This is a genomic window from Asticcacaulis sp. (assembly GCF_027484505.1).
Lineage (GTDB): Bacteria > Pseudomonadota > Alphaproteobacteria > Caulobacterales > Caulobacteraceae > Asticcacaulis.
The window spans coordinates 1-20,499 of sequence record NZ_JAIXSV010000130.1; the positions used below are offsets into that span (position 1 = coordinate 1).

General features: G+C 62.8%; 18 protein-coding genes. 6 read left to right on the plus strand and 12 right to left on the minus strand.

Annotated elements, in window-relative coordinates; genetic code table 11:
- The 5 genes from Q0072_RS08065 to Q0072_RS08085 all read right to left on the minus strand — a co-directional run.
- Nucleotides 1-815: chorismate-binding protein (locus tag Q0072_RS08065; protein WP_298328234.1), on the minus strand; the 815-nt coding region annotated here is incomplete at its 3' end.
- Nucleotides 816-1,082: 267 nt separating this feature from the next.
- Complete coding sequence (locus Q0072_RS08070) at nt 1,083-2,549, minus strand: S41 family peptidase (protein ID WP_298328237.1); 1,467 nt, start codon at nt 2,547-2,549, stop codon at nt 1,083-1,085.
- A gap of 120 nt (nt 2,550-2,669) precedes the next feature.
- Nucleotides 2,670-3,809 (minus strand): peptidoglycan DD-metalloendopeptidase family protein, encoded by a 1,140-nt coding sequence (locus Q0072_RS08075; protein WP_298328240.1) that lies wholly within the window; start codon nt 3,807-3,809, stop codon nt 2,670-2,672.
- 218 nt (nt 3,810-4,027) lie between these two features.
- Complete coding sequence (locus tag Q0072_RS08080) at nt 4,028-5,080, minus strand: ribonucleotide-diphosphate reductase subunit beta (RefSeq protein ID WP_298328244.1); 1,053 nt, start codon at nt 5,078-5,080, stop codon at nt 4,028-4,030.
- Between the two features lie 232 nt (nt 5,081-5,312).
- Nucleotides 5,313-6,146 carry a tetratricopeptide repeat protein gene (locus tag Q0072_RS08085; RefSeq protein WP_298328246.1) on the minus strand — a complete coding sequence of 278 codons (834 nt, stop codon included), beginning with the start codon at nt 6,144-6,146 and terminating at the stop codon, nt 5,313-5,315.
- 118 nt (nt 6,147-6,264) lie between these two features.
- Here Q0072_RS08085 and Q0072_RS08090 point away from each other — a divergent pair, with 118 nt between their 5' ends.
- A complete protein-coding gene (locus Q0072_RS08090) occupies nt 6,265-7,677 on the plus strand; it encodes a M17 family metallopeptidase (RefSeq protein WP_298328248.1) in 1,413 nt (470 codons plus the stop codon).
- Nucleotides 7,678-7,816: 139 nt separating this feature from the next.
- On the plus strand, nt 7,817-8,671 hold the full coding sequence (locus Q0072_RS08095; protein ID WP_298328250.1) for an SH3 domain-containing protein: 855 nt from the start codon (nt 7,817-7,819) through the stop codon (nt 8,669-8,671).
- A 58-nt stretch (nt 8,672-8,729) separates the two neighbouring features.
- Here Q0072_RS08095 and Q0072_RS08100 read toward each other — a convergent pair whose 3' ends face one another.
- Nucleotides 8,730-9,470, minus strand: a complete 741-nt coding sequence (locus Q0072_RS08100) for a cytochrome c family protein (protein ID WP_298328253.1) — start codon at nt 9,468-9,470, stop codon at nt 8,730-8,732.
- 400 nt (nt 9,471-9,870) lie between these two features.
- On the opposite strand from Q0072_RS08100, the gene Q0072_RS08105 reads away from it, so the two are divergent.
- Nucleotides 9,871-10,725, plus strand: coding sequence for a prephenate dehydratase (locus Q0072_RS08105; RefSeq protein WP_298328255.1), 855 nt, complete (start codon nt 9,871-9,873; stop codon nt 10,723-10,725).
- Nucleotides 10,726-10,729: 4 nt separating this feature from the next.
- Here Q0072_RS08105 and Q0072_RS08110 read toward each other — a convergent pair whose 3' ends face one another.
- The 5 genes from Q0072_RS08110 to ccmA all read right to left on the minus strand — a co-directional run bounded on the left by Q0072_RS08110 (nt 10,730) and on the right by ccmA (nt 13,670).
- Complete coding sequence (locus Q0072_RS08110; protein WP_298328257.1) at nt 10,730-11,269, minus strand: DsbE family thiol:disulfide interchange protein; 540 nt, start codon at nt 11,267-11,269, stop codon at nt 10,730-10,732.
- On the minus strand, nt 11,266-11,442 hold the full coding sequence (ccmD, locus tag Q0072_RS08115; RefSeq protein WP_298328259.1) for a heme exporter protein CcmD: 177 nt from the start codon (nt 11,440-11,442) through the stop codon (nt 11,266-11,268). Before ccmD ends, Q0072_RS08110 begins: the two co-directional genes overlap by 4 nt.
- Nucleotides 11,442-12,176: a heme ABC transporter permease gene (locus Q0072_RS08120; protein ID WP_298328261.1), complete on the minus strand. Its 735-nt coding sequence runs from the start codon at nt 12,174-12,176 to the stop codon at nt 11,442-11,444. Before Q0072_RS08120 ends, ccmD begins: the two co-directional genes overlap by 1 nt.
- Before the next feature lie 42 nt (nt 12,177-12,218).
- The gene (gene ccmB / locus Q0072_RS08125; protein WP_298328263.1) at nt 12,219-12,893 is read right to left on the minus strand and encodes a heme exporter protein CcmB; all 675 of its coding nucleotides are present in this window, start codon (nt 12,891-12,893) and stop codon (nt 12,219-12,221) included.
- Nucleotides 12,894-13,040: 147 nt separating this feature from the next.
- Nucleotides 13,041-13,670, minus strand: a complete 630-nt coding sequence (ccmA, locus tag Q0072_RS08130) for a heme ABC exporter ATP-binding protein CcmA (protein ID WP_298328267.1) — start codon at nt 13,668-13,670, stop codon at nt 13,041-13,043.
- Nucleotides 13,671-13,890: 220 nt separating this feature from the next.
- On the opposite strand from ccmA, the gene acnA reads away from it, so the two are divergent.
- Nucleotides 13,891-16,569, plus strand: coding sequence for an aconitate hydratase AcnA (gene acnA / locus Q0072_RS08135; RefSeq protein WP_298328270.1), 2,679 nt, complete (start codon nt 13,891-13,893; stop codon nt 16,567-16,569).
- 176 nt (nt 16,570-16,745) lie between these two features.
- Here acnA and Q0072_RS08140 read toward each other — a convergent pair whose 3' ends face one another.
- Complete coding sequence (locus Q0072_RS08140; RefSeq protein ID WP_298328273.1) at nt 16,746-17,084, minus strand: GIY-YIG nuclease family protein; 339 nt, start codon at nt 17,082-17,084, stop codon at nt 16,746-16,748.
- 70 nt (nt 17,085-17,154) lie between these two features.
- On the opposite strand from Q0072_RS08140, the gene Q0072_RS08145 reads away from it, so the two are divergent.
- On the plus strand, nt 17,155-17,721 hold the full coding sequence (locus tag Q0072_RS08145) for a DUF2239 family protein (RefSeq protein WP_298328276.1): 567 nt from the start codon (nt 17,155-17,157) through the stop codon (nt 17,719-17,721).
- 180 nt (nt 17,722-17,901) lie between these two features.
- Nucleotides 17,902-20,490 (plus strand): bifunctional aconitate hydratase 2/2-methylisocitrate dehydratase, encoded by a 2,589-nt coding sequence (gene acnB / locus Q0072_RS08150; protein ID WP_298328279.1) that lies wholly within the window; start codon nt 17,902-17,904, stop codon nt 20,488-20,490.
- Nucleotides 20,491-20,499: the final 9 nt, after the last annotated feature.

The window sequence follows — 20,499 nt, forward strand, 5'->3', positions numbered from 1 at the left end:
CGCCCGTCGGCCTCAAGCCGGATAAAGCGTTCCGGGCTGTTCGACACGACGGCGCGGTCGCCAAAGCGCATAAAGGCGCCGAACGGACTGGCCCCCGCTTCGGCCAGCGCCTGTAAAATGTGGTCAGGCGTGAGGCCGGGTGTCAGAGCACCGCGCCAGCCGCGCGCCAGATTGGCCTGAAACAGGTCGCCGGCGTGGATTTGCGCCACCAGCGTCGCGACCTTCGCTTCGAACTCGGCGTCCGGCGTTTCGCTGAGCAACGGGTCGTCCATCAGGCTGGCGGGCAAGGGGGACGGTGCGGCGGTTTCGACCTGCGCCGCCAGGGCCTCGGCCCGTTGGCGCGCCTCTTCGGGCGTTGCGCCCCGCCCCAGAACCAGACGCCGTTTGTGATGCAGGTCAAAGGCCAGAACCGCCGAGAAGCGCATCAGCACCAGTTCGGGCCACGGTTCAGCGCCTAAATGAAACGCGCGCAGCGACAGGTTTTCCAGCCGCGGGCCCAGCTCAAACCCCGCCAGCCCGATCAGCCCGCCGGTAAAGGGTGGCAAATCTGTGATGTCGTCACCGTGAATGTGGCTGTCGCTCAGAACCTGCGCGCAGGCTGTGCGCAAGACCTCTTCGGGGTGGCGCGCCTCGTCAAAGGTAAACACCTCTGTGTCGTCGGGTGCCACACACAGCCATGACCAGCGCCCCAGCGCCCCGCCATCGGACAGGAAGCCGGCACAACGCTCCGACCTCAGCACGCTGCCGAAAAAAGTTTCGGGCGGCCGGTAGGGCAAAGACAGAATATGCAGGTACTCAGGCAGGGCGGGCGACATTCGTGTTCACGGCGGGCGGCTTAAACTCTCACGGCAACTTGATTCGCCCGTTAAGCCATTGAGGATCATTATGATTGCAGGTTTCGCCACACAAGCCTGTCTTTTTAGACACTCTCTGGCATGTATGACGAGTGGCCTATGGATGGAGGTCCATGAGATGTATCCTGACGCCCGGTGCGACGCATCGGGCGTTTTTTTAGGCCTTATACGCGCTTTGCCCGCGTGCGGATGTAAAAACCCCCGCCAACTATCAGGCGGGGGTGCCGTTTACTTCGGTTGCGCCGAGCTTGAGGACGATGACGAAGACGAAGCGGTCGCCGTGTTGGGGGCCGCTGCCGGGGCCGGTTTGGCCGGACCGGCCTTGGTCTTGCCGGCAAAGCGCTCGCTCGGCGTATCGACCAGATCGGACATGGCCAGCTTGAGGCCGCGCGGGTGCGCCGCCGCCATCTTCACGTCGCCACCATAGTTCAGCACGTCGATGGCGCGCGCCAGTTGGAAGTCACCGGTTTTGACGTCATAGGAATCCGGCGGCACTTCGGACACCACGTGCGCTTCCTGACGCTTCTTGCCCTCATCGGCATCCAGCGCGTTCTTGTAATCGGCTTCCGAGAAGGAATAGGCGCGGTTGGCGATGACCTTGGCCTGATCGCGCGATTGCGCCACTTCCAGATCAGGCTCGATGCCCGTCTTCTGGATTGAGCGGCCCGACGGCGTGTAATAGCGCGCAATGGTCATCTTCACGGCGCGGTTTTCGCCCAGATTGATGACGCTCTGCACCGAGCCCTTGCCGAAGGTGGTCAGGCCGACGGTCGAGGCGCGTTTGTGATCCTGAAGCGCGCCCGCGACGATTTCCGCCGCCGACGCCGTGCCCGGATTGGTCAGCACCACGATCGGCTTGCCGTTCATGATATCGCCCTTATGAGCCTGATAGCGGGTGATGTCGTCGGGCTTGCGGCCGCGCTGCGACACCACTTCGCCGCCTTCGAGGAACAGATCGGCGACGCCCACCGACTGATCGAGCAGACCGCCGGGATTGTTGCGCAGATCGAGGATCAGCCCCTTCATCTGCGGGTTCTTCGTGCGCAAATCGCTCAACGCCTCATAGGATTCGCGCGCTGTATTTTCATTGAAGTTCGAGATGCGCAGATAGCCGTAAGCGCCTTCCATGCGCGCCTTGACCGACTTCACATTGATGATCTCGCGCTTCAGCTTGACGTCGAACGGCTCGTCCTTGCCTTCGCGGTAGATGGTGAGCGTCAGGTCCGTCTCAGGCGTCCCCTTCATCTTGGACACGGCCTCATTCAGGCGCATCCCCAGAATCGAGGTGCCGTCGATGGCGGTGATAAAGTCGCCCGACTGGATACCCGCCTTCATGGCCGGGGTGTCGTCCATAGGCGTGACCACCTTCACCGCGCCGTCTTCGGACTGCACTTCAAGGCCAATGCCGCCATAGGCGCCCTTGGTGCGTTCCTGAAGGTCAGTGAAATCGTCCGCCGACAGGTAGTTGGAATGCGGATCAAGCGAGGACAGCATCCCCTGAAGCGCGGCTTCGATCAGCTTCTTGTCGTCCACCTCGACCACATAGTTCTGCTTGACCAGCGCCACCACGTCGCCAAACAACTCAAGCATTTCATAGGTGTCGGATTTGGGCGAAAAGGCCGGCTGATTGGCGTAGGCCACCGCACCGATGCTCAGGGCCAGAGCGGCAACGCCGCCCAGGAAGTAATTTCTCATATAGTCCTCGTTAGGGTCACAGACCCTGTAATGGCCACCCGCAAACCAGCGGTGGCACAGACGCTCACTACCCATACTACAGGCTTTTAATGTGGCGTAAACAGGGCCTTCACTTTACGCCTAAAGCTTGCTCAGATCGAAGCCCGTAGCCGGGTTGACGGGGTTTTCGCCCTTGCGCAGCTCCATATAAAAGACCGTCGGTTTGTCGGTCAGATTGGGCGTGCGCCCCAGCGGCTCGCCCCTGGCCACAGTGCGGTTGGGATCGACATAGACCCGCCCCAGCCCCGTCATCACCACGCGATACTCATTGCCGATATCGAGAATGATCACCTGACCATATCCGTCCAGAGGCCCGGCATATTCGACGCGCCCGTTGCCGGGGCTGCGCACCTGCGCCCCCGGCGTGGTCTTCAGTCGCAGGCCGCGGCTGGTCTGACCGTCCACCGTCTCGCCATAGCTGGCGGCCTTTTCACCCACCACGGGCAGTTGCAGGTCCAGTGTGGGGCTCTGGGCCGGGCGCAGCGGTGAGGGCAGGCCCAGCAGGGTCCGCTGCCGCGCCTCAAGCTCCAGATTGCGCACCTCAATGGCGTCGGCTTCGCGCAAAAGCTGGTCTTCCAGCGCCGCCCGGTCGGCCATCAAGGTCTCAAGCTGCTTCTGCTGCTCCGACACGTCGCTCTCAGAAATAAACAGCGCCTCGTTCTGTAAGGCCGCCTCGCGCCGCACGCGGATCAGGTTGCGGTTTTCCTCCGATAGCACGGCCGCGCGCTTTTTCAGCTCAGGCGTAATCTCTTTCAGCAATATGGCGGCAATCACCGCGTCATTGGCCTTGCGCGTCGAAACGAAAATGGTGGGCGGTGGGTTGCGCGAATAGATCTGCAAGGCGCTCAACAACCGCGCCTGCTTGTTGCGCAAGGTCCCCAGCCGCCGCGTCATATCGGCCTCAAGCAGGCTCAGCGTCTCCAGCCGCGCGCGATAGACCGCCGCCCGCTGTTCAGACGCCCCCTGCGTGCGCGCAATCTCGATCATCTGGGCCCGCAGCCGCTCGATCTCCTGCGCGATCTCCCGCGCCGACTGATGCTTCTGCTCGCGCTTGCGGGCATTGGCGCGCAACTCCGCCCCCAGCGTGTCCAGCTCGGTCTGCGCCTGCTTGCTTAGGGGTTTTTGCGCCGGCTGCGCCCCCACCGTGCCCGTGCACAACAGCACGAGCAGCGTCAGCGCAGCCGGCTTGGCCGCGCGCAGAAGGGCAGGGCGATGGGTCATCCATTCAGGCTAAGGGCAGAAGGTTAATGCGCCGTTAGGGGAGGTTAATTGATTTCAAGCGAAGTAAGACAAAGACGCGGGGTCGCCGCGCTCAAGCAGCGAAGCGGTAGCGCACAAAAATGCCCCCATACCCCGACAAAAAAAACGCCCCATTGTCTGACAATGGAGCGCTTTAAAAATCCGGGGTTTGGGGCCTGTGGCCCCAAAATCCTTATCCCTTACACATTCACGCCGCGGGTGGCTTCCGAGCGCTTTTTGAGCAGGGTATCGAAGGCGTCCCACACACCTTCGCCGCCGGTCCATGAGCCCTTGGTCGCGGCCTTGGAATATTCGGTGGCACGGGCTTCGAAGAAGTTGGCGTGTTCGACACCCGACAGCAGCACCTGAAGCCAGGGCAGCGGGTTTTCCTGCACACCGAACACTTCGGGCAGTTCGAGCTGACGCAGGCGCCAGTCGGCGATGTAGCGGATATATTGCTTGATATCGTCGGGCGTCATGCCTTCGACGGGACCCATTTCGAACGACAGGTCGATGAACTTGTCTTCGAGGCTGACCACGGTTTTGCAGCAATCGACGATGTCGTCGGCCACGGCCCTGGTCACCGCGCCGGTTTCCTTGTTGAAGGCGTGGTAGAGCTTGATGATGCCTTCGCAGTGCAGGCTTTCGTCGCGCACCGACCACGACACGATCTGCCCCATGCCCTTCATCTTGTTGAAGCGCGGGAAGTTCATCAGCATGGCGAAGGAGGCAAACAGTTGCAGGCCTTCGGTAAAGCCACCGAACATGGCCAGCGTGCGGCAGATGTCGGCATCCGTATCGACGCCGAACTTCTGCATGAAGTCGTGCTTGTCGCGCATGGCCTCGTATTCCATGAACGCGCCAAACTCGGCTTCGGGCATACCGATGGTTTCGAGCAGCAGGGCATAGGCAGCGATGTGGACGGTCTCCATATTGGCGAAGGCCGACAGCATCATCTTGATCTCGGTCGGCTTGAACACCCGACCGTATTTTTCCATGTAGTTGTCCTGAACCTCGATGTCCGACTGTGTGAAGAAGCGGAAGATCTGGGTCAGCAGGTTACGCTCATTGTCGTTCAGCTTGGACGCCCAATCCTTGACGTCTTCGCCCAGCGGCACCTCTTCGGGCAGCCAGTGCACCTGCTGCTGCTTTTGCCAGAAATCAAAGGCCCACGGATAGCGGAACGGCTTATAGGCAATCGAGGGGGTAAGCAGGCCCGCCTTGGGCTGGGCACCGGGGATGATGAGGCTCATGGCATGACTTTCGAATCGACACGGAACTGGCTCTCATATCACCACACTTTGTAGTTAACACCAGATGAATATCTACATCTTGTGTGGGCACAATGTCGCGTCTGGGGATAATTGGCCGCGCGGGTGAGTCGCCCGTCGCGCGTGCACCCTAGCACAGGCGACAGGGCAGACAGGAGTCCCATTCTTGGGTTTTGGCCCGCAATTTATCTTACGGGCGGCGCGGTTTTACAGATCACCCGCCCTTGAGGCTGTTCCAGTCGCGGGCCGGGGCAGCGGAACCGGCGGGTTTCAGCGAGGCCTGAAGCCAGGCGAGGTTTTTATCCGCCACATCCGGCGGCAGGTCCTGCCGCAGCAGTTTTTCAGCTTCGGCCAGCTTGCCCTGCATCCCCAGCACCAGCGCCAGATTCTGACGCACCTGAATGGTCGCACCGGGCAGGGTGACGGCGCGGCGCAGGATCGTTTCGGCCTGCGCCAGATCGCCATTACCGGCCTTATACATGGCCTGATTGGTGAGGACGGCGGGATTGTCGGGCGACAGGCTGAGCGCCTTGTCCCACATGGTCAGCGCCTCTTCGCTGCGCTTGGTCTGGTCATAGGCCACGCCCAGAAGCGACCAGGCGCGCCAGTCATTGGGTTTTAGGGTCGTGGCGGTTTGCAGCGGGTCGATGGCGTAGAAGGCGTCATTATTGGCGATGTGGCCGCGCGCCGCCGCCAGCAGGGCCTCATAGTTTTGCGGGGCGAACAACAGGACGCGGTGGGCCGTATCGGCGGCTTCCCTGGGGTTGCCCAGCGCGCGCTGCGCCTCCGACAGGGCCAGCCCGGCCTCGACATCGGTCGGGTCATTGACAAATTCGCGGTTGAAGAAGGCGGCCCGCCCCAGCGGATCGAGGCGCATCGCGGCTTCGCGCTCAGCCTTGGACGCCTTGACTGGCTTGGGCGGAGCCGGCGTTTCCGCCAGCTTGACCGACTTCAGGCCTGATTTTTCGACCGGTTTGGCGTCTTCGGCGGCCAGAACGGGAAAGGCCAGCAAACCGCCAGCAAGCAACAGAACGGCAAGACGGGTCATAAGACACCCTGAGACGGCCGGAGGCGTTCTGGCCTCGCAAAAACGAATACGGCTTTAAGCTTTGATTTAGACCCCTAAATATATGGTTAAACCCTCTGCTGTTCCTGAGATGACTGCCATGCCCAAGCCCCTGCCCAACCCGCCCGCCAAAACGCCCGAAAACATCATCTTCGGTCTGTTTGAAGATGAGGCAGAGGCGGCGGTGTCCGCCCTTGAGGCCACGCAAGCCGCCTTTTTGCGGGCGAAGGGGTTTACGGGCAAGGCGGGGTCTCTGGTCGTACTGCCGCTCAATGGCGGTCTGGCGGCGTGGTTCGGTCTGGGGGTGCGCAAGGCCTATAATCCCCTGTGCTTCCGCGCTTTACCGGGGCAATTGCCGACCGGCGTGTGGCGACTGAAGGCCGATGAGGGGCTGGATCGCAAGGCCATCCATGTGGCGTTCCAACTGGGGTCTTACGCCTTTGACCGCTATAAGGCGGGCAAACCCTTACGCGCCGAGGTTCGGCTCGATCCGGCAGACCTCGATGCCGGGACGCAGGAGGCCATTGCGCTGGAGGTATCGGCGCATGATCTGGTGCGTGATCTGGTCAATACGCCCGCCAATGATATGGGGCCGGCGGAGATTGAGGCGGCGGCGAGGGCTCTGGCTTCGGAATTTGGCGCGCAGATCAGCGTCATTACCGGCGATGCGTTGCTGCGCGAAAACTTCCCGGCGGTGCACGCCGTAGGCCGCGCGGCGGTCGAGGCCCGCGCCCCGCGCTTTATCGAAATCGACTGGACGCCGCAGGTCGAGGATATTTCCGATGTCCGCAAGCCGGTCATCGTGCTGGTCGGCAAGGGGGTGGTCTTTGACACCGGCGGTCTGAACATCAAGGGCGGGGCGGGTATGGCCCTGATGAAAAAAGATATGGGCGGTGCGGCGCACGCGCTGGGGCTGGCACGGCTGATCATGGGGGCCAATCTGCGGGTGCGGCTGCACGTGCTGATCAGCGCCGTCGAAAACGCCATTTCCGGCGATGCCTTCCGGCCGGGCGACATCATCGCCTCGCGCGCCGGCCTGTCGATCGAGGTCGGCAATACGGATGCCGAAGGGCGGTTGATTCTGGCCGATGCCCTGACGCGGGCGGCGGAGTTAGAGCCCGATCTGACGCTCGATTTCGCCACCCTGACCGGGGCGGCGCGCGTGGCGCTGGGGCCGGAAGTCATCCCCTTCTATACGGACGACGAAGAGATGGCGCGGCGACTGGAGGTGGCGGCCATTGCCGAGCACGACCCGCTGTGGCGCATGCCGCTATGGGCCGGGTATCGCGACGCTTTGGAGTCCGATATCGCCGATCTCAGGAACGATCCGCAAGGCTGGGCGCAGGCCGGATCGGTGACGGCGGCGTTGTTCCTGCAAAAATTCGCGCCGCAGACGGGGGCGTGGGTGCATTTCGACCTCTATGCCTGGAACCCGCGCGGCCGCCCGGGCTTCCCCGTCGGGGCCGAGGCCCAGACCCTGCGTGCCGTCTTCCGCCTGATCCGGGGGCTGTGACAATCTGCGCCCTGACCTTCGTGCCATTAACTCCACATTCGCATCTTTGCGCTATGGTCTTGCTCTAAGCCTTTCTCTGTTAAGACTTTTTTACGAAGGTTAAGCAGGTGAAGAAGGCATGATGGTGAGAGGCAGTAGAATGGCCCACGACGATTTCGACCCGCGCATGACGCCGTTCAAGGATGGCAAGGCCGATCAGCGCCTTCAGGGCCTGATGCGCGCCGAAACCTTTGTCGTCGGTGAAACCCTGGCCTGCGCCGCGCCGGTCAGCGCTATCCGCGCCGCTCCAAGCGACAGCGCCGAACAACTGGATCAGATACTGTTCGGGGAACGCTTCCGTGTTATCGAACGCTCACGCGACTATGTGTGGGGCCAGGCCCTGCGCGACGGCTATTGCGGCTATGTGCGCGAAGCCGACCTGTCGCGCGACTGGTACGTGCCGACCCATTATGTCTCGACCCTGCGCAGCTACGTCTTCTCTGAGCCGAACCTGAAATCGCAGATCGTCTGCGCGCTGAGCCGCAACGCGCTGGTCAGCGTCACGGGCACGGACGGCAACTATGCGCAGCTCAATGATCTGGGCTGGATCTACCGCGCGCACCTGTCGGACTTTACGGACTTTGACCACGACTATGTCAGCGTCGCCGAAACCTATCTCAACGCCCCCTATCAGTGGGGGGGCCGCGAAAGCGAAGGCCTGGATTGCTCCGGTCTGGTGCAGCAGGCGCTGTACGCCGTCGGTCAGGCCTGCCCGCGCGATTCGGACATGCAGTCGCATATGGGCGAGGCGCTGGACATCGGTGCGGACCTGAAAGGGCTCTATCGCGGCGATCTGGTGTTCTGGAAAGGCCACGTCGCCATCATGCGCGACGAAGACCACATCATCCACGCCAACGGCCACCACATGAAGACGGTCATCGAGCCGCTGCGTGACGCCGTGGACCGCATCGAAGCGGCGGGCGTCGGGCGACCGATCGCCTTCCGCCGGCTTTAAGAAACAGAGATTTCGATGCAAAAAACCCGCCGGTTTCGGCGGGTTTTTCTGTATCGGATCACTGAGCCGCTGCCGGAGCCTCGACCTCAGCCGCCTGAGCAGGGGCGGGGCTTCCGGAAGCCGCCGGAACCTCTTTCGCGGATTTGGCGGGTGCGGGACTGGCCACTGCCGGGGCGGCGGTGGCTTCAGCGGGTTGAGCCGGAGCCGCTGCACCCGCTGCGGGCGCCGCGCCCGGTTGACGCGAGGGATCGGGGGCCGGGATCGCATAACCGGTCGAGCCCTTGGAATGCAGATAGGCGATCAGGGCGATACGCTCTTCCGGTTTCTTGATACCGGCAAAGCCCATCTTGGTGCCCTTGACCCACTTCGCCGGGTTGCCGAGGAAGTGATAGAGCTGATCATAGGTCCAGGTCGGCGCTTCGGCGGCGTGCGCCTTCATGCCGTCGGAATAGGCGAAGCCCGCATGGCTGGCCGTCGCGCGACCCACCACGCCCCACAGGCCCGGACCGGTCATATTGGCATTGGCCGGATCGACATTGTGGCACGAGACGCACTTGCCGAAGGCCTTTTCACCGGCGGCCAGATCGGCGGTCGGCAGCACCGTGCCCCAATCCGGATCAAGCTCAACGGCGGCCGCACCGCCACCCGCTTCGGCTTCGGCCACTTCGACGGCGTAGCCCGGCTTGGCCGGTGGTTCCGTGTGATAAAGCGCATCGACCCCGACGCGTGCCACCACAATAACCAGCGCCGCCGTGAGGCCCGCCGCCATGATCTTGTTAAACTGAAGATTACCGCTCATGCCGCCTCTGACGTCCCGACTCTATATCCCAGCGTTCAGCCGCCTATTTGACCGGACGATCCCTTCGGGGTCAATGCCGGGTAGCGGCTCTTTATCTCTGTTCTCTGACACGAAAAGGCCTCATTGCGCAAGCCGCCTTTCGCGCGGCAAAACGTCCTCAGGGCTTCTGTGTCAAATCGTCGCAGAACAGCGAAAGCTGCCTGCGCACCTGTTTGCCTCTAAGGCAAATCGCGCCCTATTTCCAGCGCTAGATGGAATTCTTTGTTTCCGCCGGATGTTTTCAGAAAAGCGGTGCGTAATTTTGGCCTGAGGCTTTGAGCATACTCAAAACCGAAACCCTTGAAAAACGGCGGAAAGACAGGCACAGACGGCGCTTTCTGTTGTTCAGGGTCTCTTTGCCATGACCGCTTCCCAAAAGATTGCCTATCAGGGCGAACCCGGCGCCTTCAGCCATCAGGCCTGCCGCCGCTGGTTCCCCGACCATACGCCGACGGCTTTCCCGTCCTTTGAGGCGGCTTTTGCGGCAGTGGCGGCGGGCGAGTGCGCTCTGGGCATGATTCCGGTCGAAAACGCGCTGGCCGGGCGGGTGGCCGATGTGCACCACCTCCTGCCGCATTCGGGTCTGAAGATCATCGGTGAGCGCTTCCTGCCCATCGAAATGACCCTGATGGGGACGCCGGACGCCGAGCTGTCGGATATCAAGGTGGCCTTTTCGCACACCATGGCCCTGATGCAGTGCCGCAACTCCTTGAACGCTTTGGGTATCCGCCCGGAAATCTATCACGACACCGCAGGTGCGGCCCGTCGCCTCAGCGAGACACAAGAGCGCGACCGCGCCGCCATCGCGCCGGAAATCGCGGCGGAACTGTATGGTCTGAAAATCCTGCGCCGCAATCTGGAAGACGCGCACAACAACACCACGCGCTTTCTGGTCCTCAGCGCACAGGCCGAAGTCTCCGACCCCGTGGAGGCCGAGCGCGTCCTGACAAGCTTTGTCTTCGGTGTGCGCAACATCCCGGCGGCGCTGTATAAGGCGCTGGGCGGCTTTGCCACCAATGGCATCAATATGATCCGGCTGGAAAGCTATATCCGCGACGGCATCTTTGCCTCGACCTTCTTCTATGCCGAAGTCGAAGGTCGCCCCAGTGACCGCCTGCTGAAACTGGCCTTTGAGGAACTGGCCTTTTTCGCCGAAGAGGTGGAGTTGCTGGGCGTCTATGCCATGGACCCCTTCCGCGCCTCACAGGGGGTTTGATTAATCACGGCAGCTTGGTCCCGTCGCTGACGGCCTTATATACCGCCGGGACGGTTTCCGGCACGATGGGGCCGGTGATCTTGTCGATCACTACGCCGTCCGCGCCGACGATAAAGGTTTCCGGCACGCCTGAAATCCCCAGATCGAGCCCCATCTGCCCGTCCTCGTCGGACAGTATGCGCGTATAGGGGTTGCCGTGCTTTTCGATAAAGCTCAGTCCGTTGATCGGCGTGTCCTTATGGTCGATGCCGATAATGATGACGCCTTTGGCTTTGAGGTCCATCAGATAGGGATGCTCGGCCAGACAGGGCGTGCACCACGAAGCGAAGACATTGACCAGAACAGGCTTGCCCGACGCGCGCGCGATGGCCTGTAAAGAGGCCAGCGACCCGTCGTGCAGATCGGTCAACTCGCGCGTCGGCAGCGGCTTGCCGACCAGCTCCGCCGGGGCGTAGTCGGTCTTTTTGTGGAAATTGTACCAGCCGAGCACGGCCAGAAGGCCCACCAGCAGGACCAGAGGCGCGGCCAGTAAAAGGCGCTTCATGCGTCCACCTTTTGCGTCTTTTCAGCAGCCAGTGCCTCCTGCAGGGCCTTGAGCTTGGCCGCGCGTTCCCGATGCGCCCGCACGCTCAGCACGGTGAGGCTCAGAAGCGCCAGCGCCGTGACGCCATAACTGCCCCAGACGAAAAAGGCGTACTTGCCCATATTCCAATCCATCACGCCCCTCCTTCGCGGAAGCCGAGTCGCGCCCGCAGGCCGTTATATTTGCGACTCAGGATTTCCGTGTCGATGCGGATCAGCCACAGCCAGACGAACAGCGCCTTATAGGCCAGCGCCATCACCAGCAGCGGCCACAGCATGGCCGGGGCGACGGTCGGGCCATCCGGGCGGAAGACCGAGGCCCCCTGATGCAGGGTGTTCCACCAATCGACCGAAAACTTGATGATGGGCAGGTTGATCAGGCCGATCAGGGCCAGAATGGCGGTTGATTTGGCCGCTCGCTGTTCGTCCTCGATCGAGGCGTGCAGCGCGATATAGCCAATATAAAAAAGGAACAGCACCAGCACTGAGGTCATGCGTCCGTCCCACTCCCACCAGGTGCCCCACATGGGCTTGCCCCACAAAGAGCCGGTGATCAGGGCCAGTGCGGTGAAGACCGCGCCGATGGGGGCGGCGGCCTTAGCGGCGGCATCGGCCAGCGCATGGCGGAAAATCAGGCCGAAGAAGCTGGCCACGCCCATGACGAGGTAGGTAAACAGGGCCATCCACGCCGCCGGGACGTGGATATACATGATGCGCACTGTGTCGCCCTGCTGATAGTCTTCGGGCGAGGCGAAGCAGAGATAAAGCCCCCACGCAAACAGTATGAGGCTCAGCCCCGCCACCCACGGGCGCACGGGCGCAAATACCTTCGAAAAACGGTCCGGATTGGCCAGCCAGCTGATGATCATGGGTGTCTCACATAGGCGGTTTCATCGAGAGCGACAAGTCGGTCAATTCAGCGCACTCCGCAGTGCCGCGCCCATGGCGATGGGGCCCAGCGCCAGCGCAAACAGGCCATAGGCGCTGAGCAGGCTGAGTGCCTGAAACACAGGCGCGCCGGTGACGAAGGCCTGCATCAGGCCCGCGCCGAAGATGACCGGCGGCACATAGAAGGGCAGGACCAGCAGGGCGATCAGCACCCCGCCCTTGCGCGAGCCGAGGGTGAGTGACGCCCCTGCGCCACCGATAAGCGCGAAGCTGAACGAGCCGATCAGAGCGGCCACCAGCGCCCAACCGGCCACGCCCACCGGCGCACCCAAGAGGATCATCACCACGGGCGTCATCAGCGACAGGATCAGGCCGGTGCCCAGCCACTGCGCCAGACATTTGAGAAAGGCCACCCATTCGAGCGCCAGAGGCCCGGTACGCAACAGGTCAAACACCCCGTCTTCGTAATCGCGCTCAAACAGGCGCTCCAGCGACAACAGCGAGGCCAGTGCCAGACACAGCCAGGTCAGGCCGGGCGCGATCTTCGACAGGGTTTGCGCCTCCGGGCCAAGGCTGAGCGGCACCATGGCCATCAGGGTCAGATAGAACCCGGCGGCCAGCACCGGCCCACCGCCGCGCGCCAGAGACAGGCCGAGGTCGCGCTTCAACAGGGCAAGGGAAGGGGATGGCGGCGTCATCTGTTTCTCCTCCCCTGCCTAGCGGGGGAGGGGGACCCCGAAGGGGTGGAGGGGGCGGCACCGGTCAAATGCCCCCTCCGGCGCAGACAAGCTGCGCCACCTCCCCCGCTGCGCCCAAAGGCTTGCAAGGGAGGAGAGATAACGCACTCACCCATAGACCGCCTCCATCGCCGGTGCCGTCAGGCGCAGTTCCCGCACCTCAAACGGCAGCGCATCATGCACGGCGCAGACAATCAGCCCGCCTTCACTCAGGTGCCCCTGCATCAGCTCGGCCAGTTTCGCCCGGTGTTCGGTATCGAGCGGCGACATGGGCTCATCGAGCAGCCAGACGGGCCGCCTGGCCATAATCAGCCGCGCGCAGGACAGTCGCCGCTTCTGCCCCGCCGACAGCATCCGCGTTTCCAGCTCCAGCAGGGGCGACAGGTTCAACCGCCGGATTGCTTCGGCCTGCCCCGCCGCCGTGCCGCCCAGAAAGGCGCGCTGAAAATCCAGCTCCGCCCCGGCCAGACGCCCCGGCGACAGGGCCTCGGCATGGCCGAGATAATGCGCCTGTGCCGCCACTGATCCTTCCGGATCGACACCGCCCGCATAGCGCACATGACCACCATCGGGGCGGATAAATCCGGCCAGCGTGCGCAGCAGCGTCGTCTTACCCACCCCATTGGCCCCGGTCAGGGCGACGCACTCACCCGGTGCGACGGAAAACGACAGGTCATGGATCAGGTGGCGGTAGCCTTTTTTGAGGCTTAGCGCGTCCACCACAAGAGAGAGGGCCATCAGGCGAAAACTTCCGAACAAATTCCCCACGGCGGGGGCTTCTTCATAGACGAGTAGCCGGAAGCGGTTTAGAAGGCAATTGACCGCGCCATCGGCCGGTAACCGTGCGACCCCGGACAGGACCCTGTGCGTCCGTCAGGGCGGAACGCGCGACGCCGGTTTTCAGGCCCATTGGGGGCCGCGATGTTCCCACCTTACGCGGTCGGAAGGAAAAGCGACCATGTCCCTCGACAGCTTTATTTCTAAGGCCGAACTCACCGTCGGCGAACACACCTACACCTATTTTGACCTGAAGGCTGCCGAAGCCAACGGCCTGCCCAACATCTCGCGGCTGCCGGCCTCGCTGAAGGTGCTGCTGGAAAACCTGCTGCGCAACGAAGACGGCGTGTCGGTGACCAAGGCCGATATTCAGGCGCTGGCCAACTGGATCGACAACAAGGGTTCGGTTGAGCACGAAATCGCCTTCCGCCCGGCGCGCGTCCTGATGCAGGACTTCACCGGCGTTCCGGCGGTGGTTGACCTTGCGGCCATGCGCGACGCCATGGTCAAGCTGGGGGCCGATCCAGCCAAGATCAATCCGCTCAACCCGGTGGACCTCGTCATCGACCACTCGGTCATGGTCGATTATTTCGGCACGGCGGATGCGGCCAAAAAGAATGTGGACCGCGAGTATGAGCGCAATATGGAGCGCTATAACTTCCTGCGCTGGGGCTCCTCGGCCTTCAATAACTTCCGCGTCGTGCCGCCGGGCACCGGCATCTGCCATCAGGTCAATCTGGAATATCTGGCCCAGACCGTGTGGACCAGCGTCGCGTCGGGCGGCGACGTCGCCTATCCGGATACGGTGGTCGGCACCGATTCGCACACCACCATGGTCAACGGCCTGAGCGTGCTCGGCTGGGGCGTCGGCGGCATCGAGGCCGAAGCCGCCATGCTGGGCCAGCCCATCCCCATGCTGATCCCCGAAGTGATCGGCTTCAAGCTGACGGGTAAGCTGCCGGAAGGGGCCACCGCTACCGACCTCGTCCTGACCATCACCCAGATGCTGCGCAAAAAGGGCGTGGTGGGCAAGTTCGTCGAATATTTCGGCGAAGGCCTGACCACCCTGTCGCTGGAAGATCAGGCGACCATTGCCAATATGGCCCCGGAATATGGCGCGACCTGCGGCTTCTTCCCGGTGTCGCAGGCGACCATCGACTATCTGAGCGCCACCAACCGTGAGCCCGCCCGCGTCGCTCTGGTCGAAGCCTATGCCAAGCAGCAGGGCCTGTGGCTCGATCCGGAAACCGATCCGGTCTTCACCGATACGCTGGAGCTTGACCTCGGTGGCGTGCTGCCGTCGCTGGCCGGTCCCAAGCGCCCGCAGGACCGCGTGCTGCTGAGCGATGCGGCATCGGAATTCGGCAAGGCGCTGAGCGGTGAGTTCAACAAGGCGGGCGACGAAACCCGCTCGGCCGCCGTCGCCGGCACCGACTACAGCGTCAAGCACGGCGATGTGGTCATTGCCGCCATCACCTCGTGCACCAACACCTCCAACCCGTCGGTGCTGATCGCCGCCGGTCTGGTGGCGCGTAAGGCCAAGGCGCTGGGCCTCAGCGTCAAGCCGTGGGTCAAGACCTCGCTGGCCCCCGGTTCTCAGGTGGTCACCGATTATCTGAATGCCGCAGGCCTGACCGCCGATCTCGATGCTCTGGGCTTCAACCTGACCGGCTATGGCTGCACCACCTGCATCGGCAATTCCGGCCCGCTGCCCGAAGCCATTTCGGCGGCCATCAACGAAGCCGACCTTGTCGCCTGCTCGGTCCTGTCGGGCAACCGCAACTTCGAAGGTCGCGTGAACCCCGACGTGCGCGCCAACTATCTGGCCTCGCCGCCGCTGGTCGTCGCCTATGCGCTGGCCGGGTCGCTGAACGTCAACCTCTCGACCGATCCGCTGGGCACGGGCAGCAATGGTGAGCCAGTCTATCTCAAGGACATCTGGCCCACCAATGCCGAGATTGCCGAGATTCAGCGCGCCAACGTCACCCATGACAAGTTCAGCGCCCGCTATGCCGACGTCTTCAAGGGCGATGAGCACTGGCAGGCCATCTCCGTGTCAGGCGGTCAGACCTATCAGTGGGACGCCACCTCGACCTACGTCGCCAACCCGCCCTATTTCGAGGGCATGACCATGACCCCGGAAAAGGTCACCGATATCGTCGAAGCCCGCGTGCTCGGCATCTTCGGCGACTCGATCACCACCGACCACATTTCGCCGGCCGGTTCGATCAAGAAGACCTCGCCCGCCGGTCAGTGGCTGACCGATCACGACGTGCCGGTGTCGGAGTTCAACTCCTACGGCGCGCGTCGCGGCCACCACGAAGTCATGATGCGCGGCACCTTCGCCAATATCCGCATCCGCAACAAGATCACGCCGGACATCGAAGGCGGCGTCACCAAGCACTTCCCGTCGGGCGATGTCATGGCCATCTATGACGCGGCCATGCGCTACAAGGCCGAAGGCCGTAGCATGGTCATCTTCGCGGGCAAGGAATACGGCACCGGCTCGTCGCGCGACTGGGCGGCCAAGGGCACCAAACTTCAGGGCGTGCGCGCCGTCATCGCCGAATCGTTCGAACGCATCCACCGCTCCAACCTGGTCGGCATGGGCGTCCTGCCCTTACAGTTCAAGATCGACGGCTGGCAGAAGCTCGGCCTGACCGGTGAGGAAATCGTCACCATCCGCGGCCTCGAAACCGTTCAGCCGCGTCAGGAACTGATCGTTGAGCTGTTCCGCGCCTCGGACGGCAAGGTGGCCCGCTTCCCGGTCCGCTGCCGCATCGACACCCCGACCGAGCTTGAATATTTCAAGAATGGCGGCGTCATGCCCTACGTTCTGCGCAATCTGGCCCGCGGCTAGAGCCTCATGCCGAAAAGTGGACGCCACTTTTCGGAAAAACATGAGGCGTTACAAAAAATTAGAGGCATTCGGCGGCTCAACTTAGCCGACGAATGCTTTAGATTGGTAAAGCAGGCAGGGGGCTTGCCCCCTGCACCCCGATACACGAGCCCCGTCGTCACCGGCGGGGCTCTTTTTTACAACAACCCTTCCGCCTGTAACCGCTGCTGCCACAGGTCTTTGCGGCGTTTCAGATCGTCCTTGCGCGCCATGTCGGAATAGTCCTCTGGCACTTGGTCCAGTGCCTCGTAGCGGAACGCGGCTTCGCCATGCGCGTTCCACGCGGCTTGCAGGCTGGCGTGACGGTGGCTGCCCAGACGCAGCGTAAACCACAGACCGTTCGGCTGCGCCTCCAGATTGCGGCTGGCCCCCACCCACGGCTCGCCCGTAGCGTTGCAGATCACCGCATAGACCCCGCTGATCGCCTTACGCTCCTTATAGGCCGCGATGGCCGCCTTCTTTTCATGGCTGTCCATGATTTTCTCCTTTGACAGCGGCGCTGATAGCGCATATTTTTATCCGGGTAAAATAAATTTTGAGAGCCTGATGACGTCCGAACCCCTCTATGCCGTGTTTCAAGCGGCCCGCCGTCTGATCGTCGGTGCGCCCGCCGAAGCCGCACGGGTCGCCCGCAAAGCCTTTGAAACCCGGCCCGACGTCCCTATCATCGTCTTTGATCGCGCTACGGGTGCGGTGGTCGATCTCGACCTGCGCGGCGACGAAGCCGCCATTCAGGCGCGCTATGCCCCCACCCCCGAAACTACCCCTGAAACCGTCAAGCGCGGGCGGCCCAAGCTAGGGGTCGTGCCGCGCGAAGTCACGCTTCTGCCCCGCCATTGGGAGTGGCTGGCGCAGCAGCCGGGCGGCGCGTCAGTGACCTTGCGCAAGCTGATCGACGCGGCGCGCAAGGGCGGCCCGGACCCCAGGGCGCGCGTCAATGCCGCCTATCGCGTCATGGTCACTCTGGCGGGCGATCATGAGGGCTTCGAAGAGGCGTCGCGCGCCCTGTTTGCCGGGGATCGCGTCGGCCTGAGCCAGCGCCTTGCCGTCTGGCCTGCCGATATCGGGCAGGAGGTTCTGGCCTGTCTGGACGCCGACCCGCCCGGCACCTGAGCCGTGCATCATGGCCAAAAGCGGTGTTCAGGAGTGAAAAACAAACTTCACCCATGCAAATTTCTGCGCCGTTTCACGCCCATTTTACCCCTGTGGCCTATGCAAGGCTTCGCGCCTGCGATATGCGCCAAACCAAGGACTCCATAAGTCCGTCCCCAGACCCTTTCCAAAGGTGTACCGATGCTTGAAGCCTATCGTGCCCATGTGGCCGAGCGCGCCGCGCTTGGCATTCCGCCCCTGCCGCTGACGGCGCAGCAAACTGCCGAAGTGATCGAACTGATCAAGAACCCGCCGACGGGTGAAGCGGAATTCCTCCTCGACCTGATCACCTATCGTGTGCCGCCGGGCGTCGATGATGCGGCCAAGGTCAAGGCCTCCTTCCTGTCGGCGGTGGCGCATGGCGACTTCCCGGTTGCGCTGATCAGCCGCGAAAAGGCGACCGAGCTTCTGGGCACCATGGTTGGCGGTTATAACGTCAAGCCGCTGATCGACCTGCTGAGCGACGCTGTGGTCGGTAAGATCGCCGCCGAAGCGCTGAAAAAGACGCTTCTGATGTTCGACTTCTTCCACGACGTGGCGGAACTGGCCAAGGCCGGTAACGCCAATGCCAAGGACGTGATCCAGTCGTGGGCAGACGCCGAATGGTTCACCTCGCGCCCCAAGGTCGCCGAAAAGATCACCGTCACCGTGTTCAAGGTCACGGGCGAAACCAATACGGACGACCTGTCGCCCGCGCCGGACGCCTGGTCGCGCCCGGACATCCCGCTGCACTATCTGGCCATGCTGAAGAACGCGCGCCCCGGCATCACGCCGGAAGAGGACGGCAAGCGCGGCCCGATCCAGTTCATCGAAGACCTGAAAGCCAAAGGCAACCTTGTCGCCTATGTCGGTGACGTGGTCGGCACCGGCTCGTCGCGCAAATCGGCGACCAATTCGGTCATCTGGGCGACCGGGGAAGACATCCCCTACGTGCCGAACAAGCGCTTCGGCGGCGTGACTTTGGGCGGCAAGATCGCCCCCATCTTCTTCAATACGCAGGAAGATTCCGGCGCCCTGCCTATCGAAGTCGATGTGTCGCAGATGGATATGGGCGATGTCATCGACATCTACCCTTATGAGGGCAAGGTCGAAAAGGCCGGTCAAAAGATCGCCGACTTCCAGCTCAAGTCGCACGTTATTCTGGATGAAGTGCAGGCCGGGGGCCGCATCAACCTGATCATTGGTCGCTCGCTGACCGCCAAGGCGCGTGAGTTTCTGGGCCTGCCGGCTTCGACCGCCTTCCGCCTGCCGGTCGCCCCGGTCGATTCGGGCAAGGGCTTCACGCTGGCGCAAAAGATGGTCGGCAAGGCCTGCGGTCTGGCCGAAGGGCAGGGCATCCGTCCGGGCACCTATTGCGAGCCGAAAATGACCACGGTGGGTTCTCAGGACACCACCGGCCCGATGACCCGCGACGAACTGAAAGACCTCGCCTGCCTCGGCTTCTCCGCCGATCTGGTCATGCAGTCGTTCTGCCACACGGCGGCCTATCCGAAGCCGGTCGATGTCAAGACGCACCGCGAACTGCCGGCCTTTATCTCCAACCGCGGCGGGGTCGCCCTGCGTCCGGGCGATGGGGTCATCCACTCGTGGCTGAACCGCCTGCTGCTGCCCGATACGGTCGGCACCGGCGGCGATTCGCATACGCGCTTCCCCATCGGGATTTCCTTCCCCGCCGGTTCGGGCCTTGTGGCCTTCGGCGCGGCGACGGGCGTCATGCCACTCGATATGCCGGAGTCCATCCTTGTCCGCTTCAAGGGCGCGCTGCAACCGGGCATCACCCTGCGTGATCTGGTCCACGCCATCCCCTACTACGCCATCAAGCAGGGCCTGCTGACCGTGGCCAAGGCCGGTAAGGTCAACGCCTTCTCCGGCCGTATCCTCGAAATCGAGGGCCTGCCGGACCTGAAGGTGGAACAGGCGTTTGAACTGACCGACGCCTCGGCAGAGCGCTCGGCGGCGGGCTGTACCGTGAAGCTCAACAAAGAGCCGATCATCGAGTACATGACCTCGAACATCGTTCTGATGAAGAACATGATCGCCGACGGCTATCAGGACGCCCGCACGCTGTCGCGCCGTATCAAGGCGATGGAAGACTGGCTGGCCAACCCGGTGCTGATGGAAGCCGATGCCGACGCCGAATACGCGGCGATCATCGACATCGACCTCAACGACATCAAAGAGCCAATCCTGTGCGCCCCGAACGATCCGGACGATGCACGTCTTCTGTCCGACGTGCAGAACACCGCCATCGACGAAGTGTTCATCGGCTCGTGCATGACCAATATCGGCCACTTCCGCGCCGCCTCCCTGCTGCTCAATGGCAAGAAGGACATCCCGACGCGCCTGTGGGTCGCCCCGCCGACCAAGATGGACGCCGCTGAACTGACCAAGGAAGGCCATTACAACGTGCTGGGCACCGCCGGGGCACGTATGGAAATGCCGGGCTGTTCGTTGTGCATGGGCAATCAGGCTCAGGTGCGCGAAGGGGCCACTGTGGTTTCGACCTCGACGCGTAACTTCCCCAACCGTCTGGGCAAGAACACCAACGTGTTCCTGGCTTCGGCGGAGCTGTCGGCCATCGCCTCGAAACTCGGCCGCCTGCCGACCGTCGAAGAATACCTCTCCGACATGGGCGTCATCAACGCCAAGGGCGCGGAAGTCTATCGCTATATGAACTTCGACCAGATCGAAGAATATGCCGATGTGGCGTCTACGGTTGCCGCTCAGTAATTTGGGCAA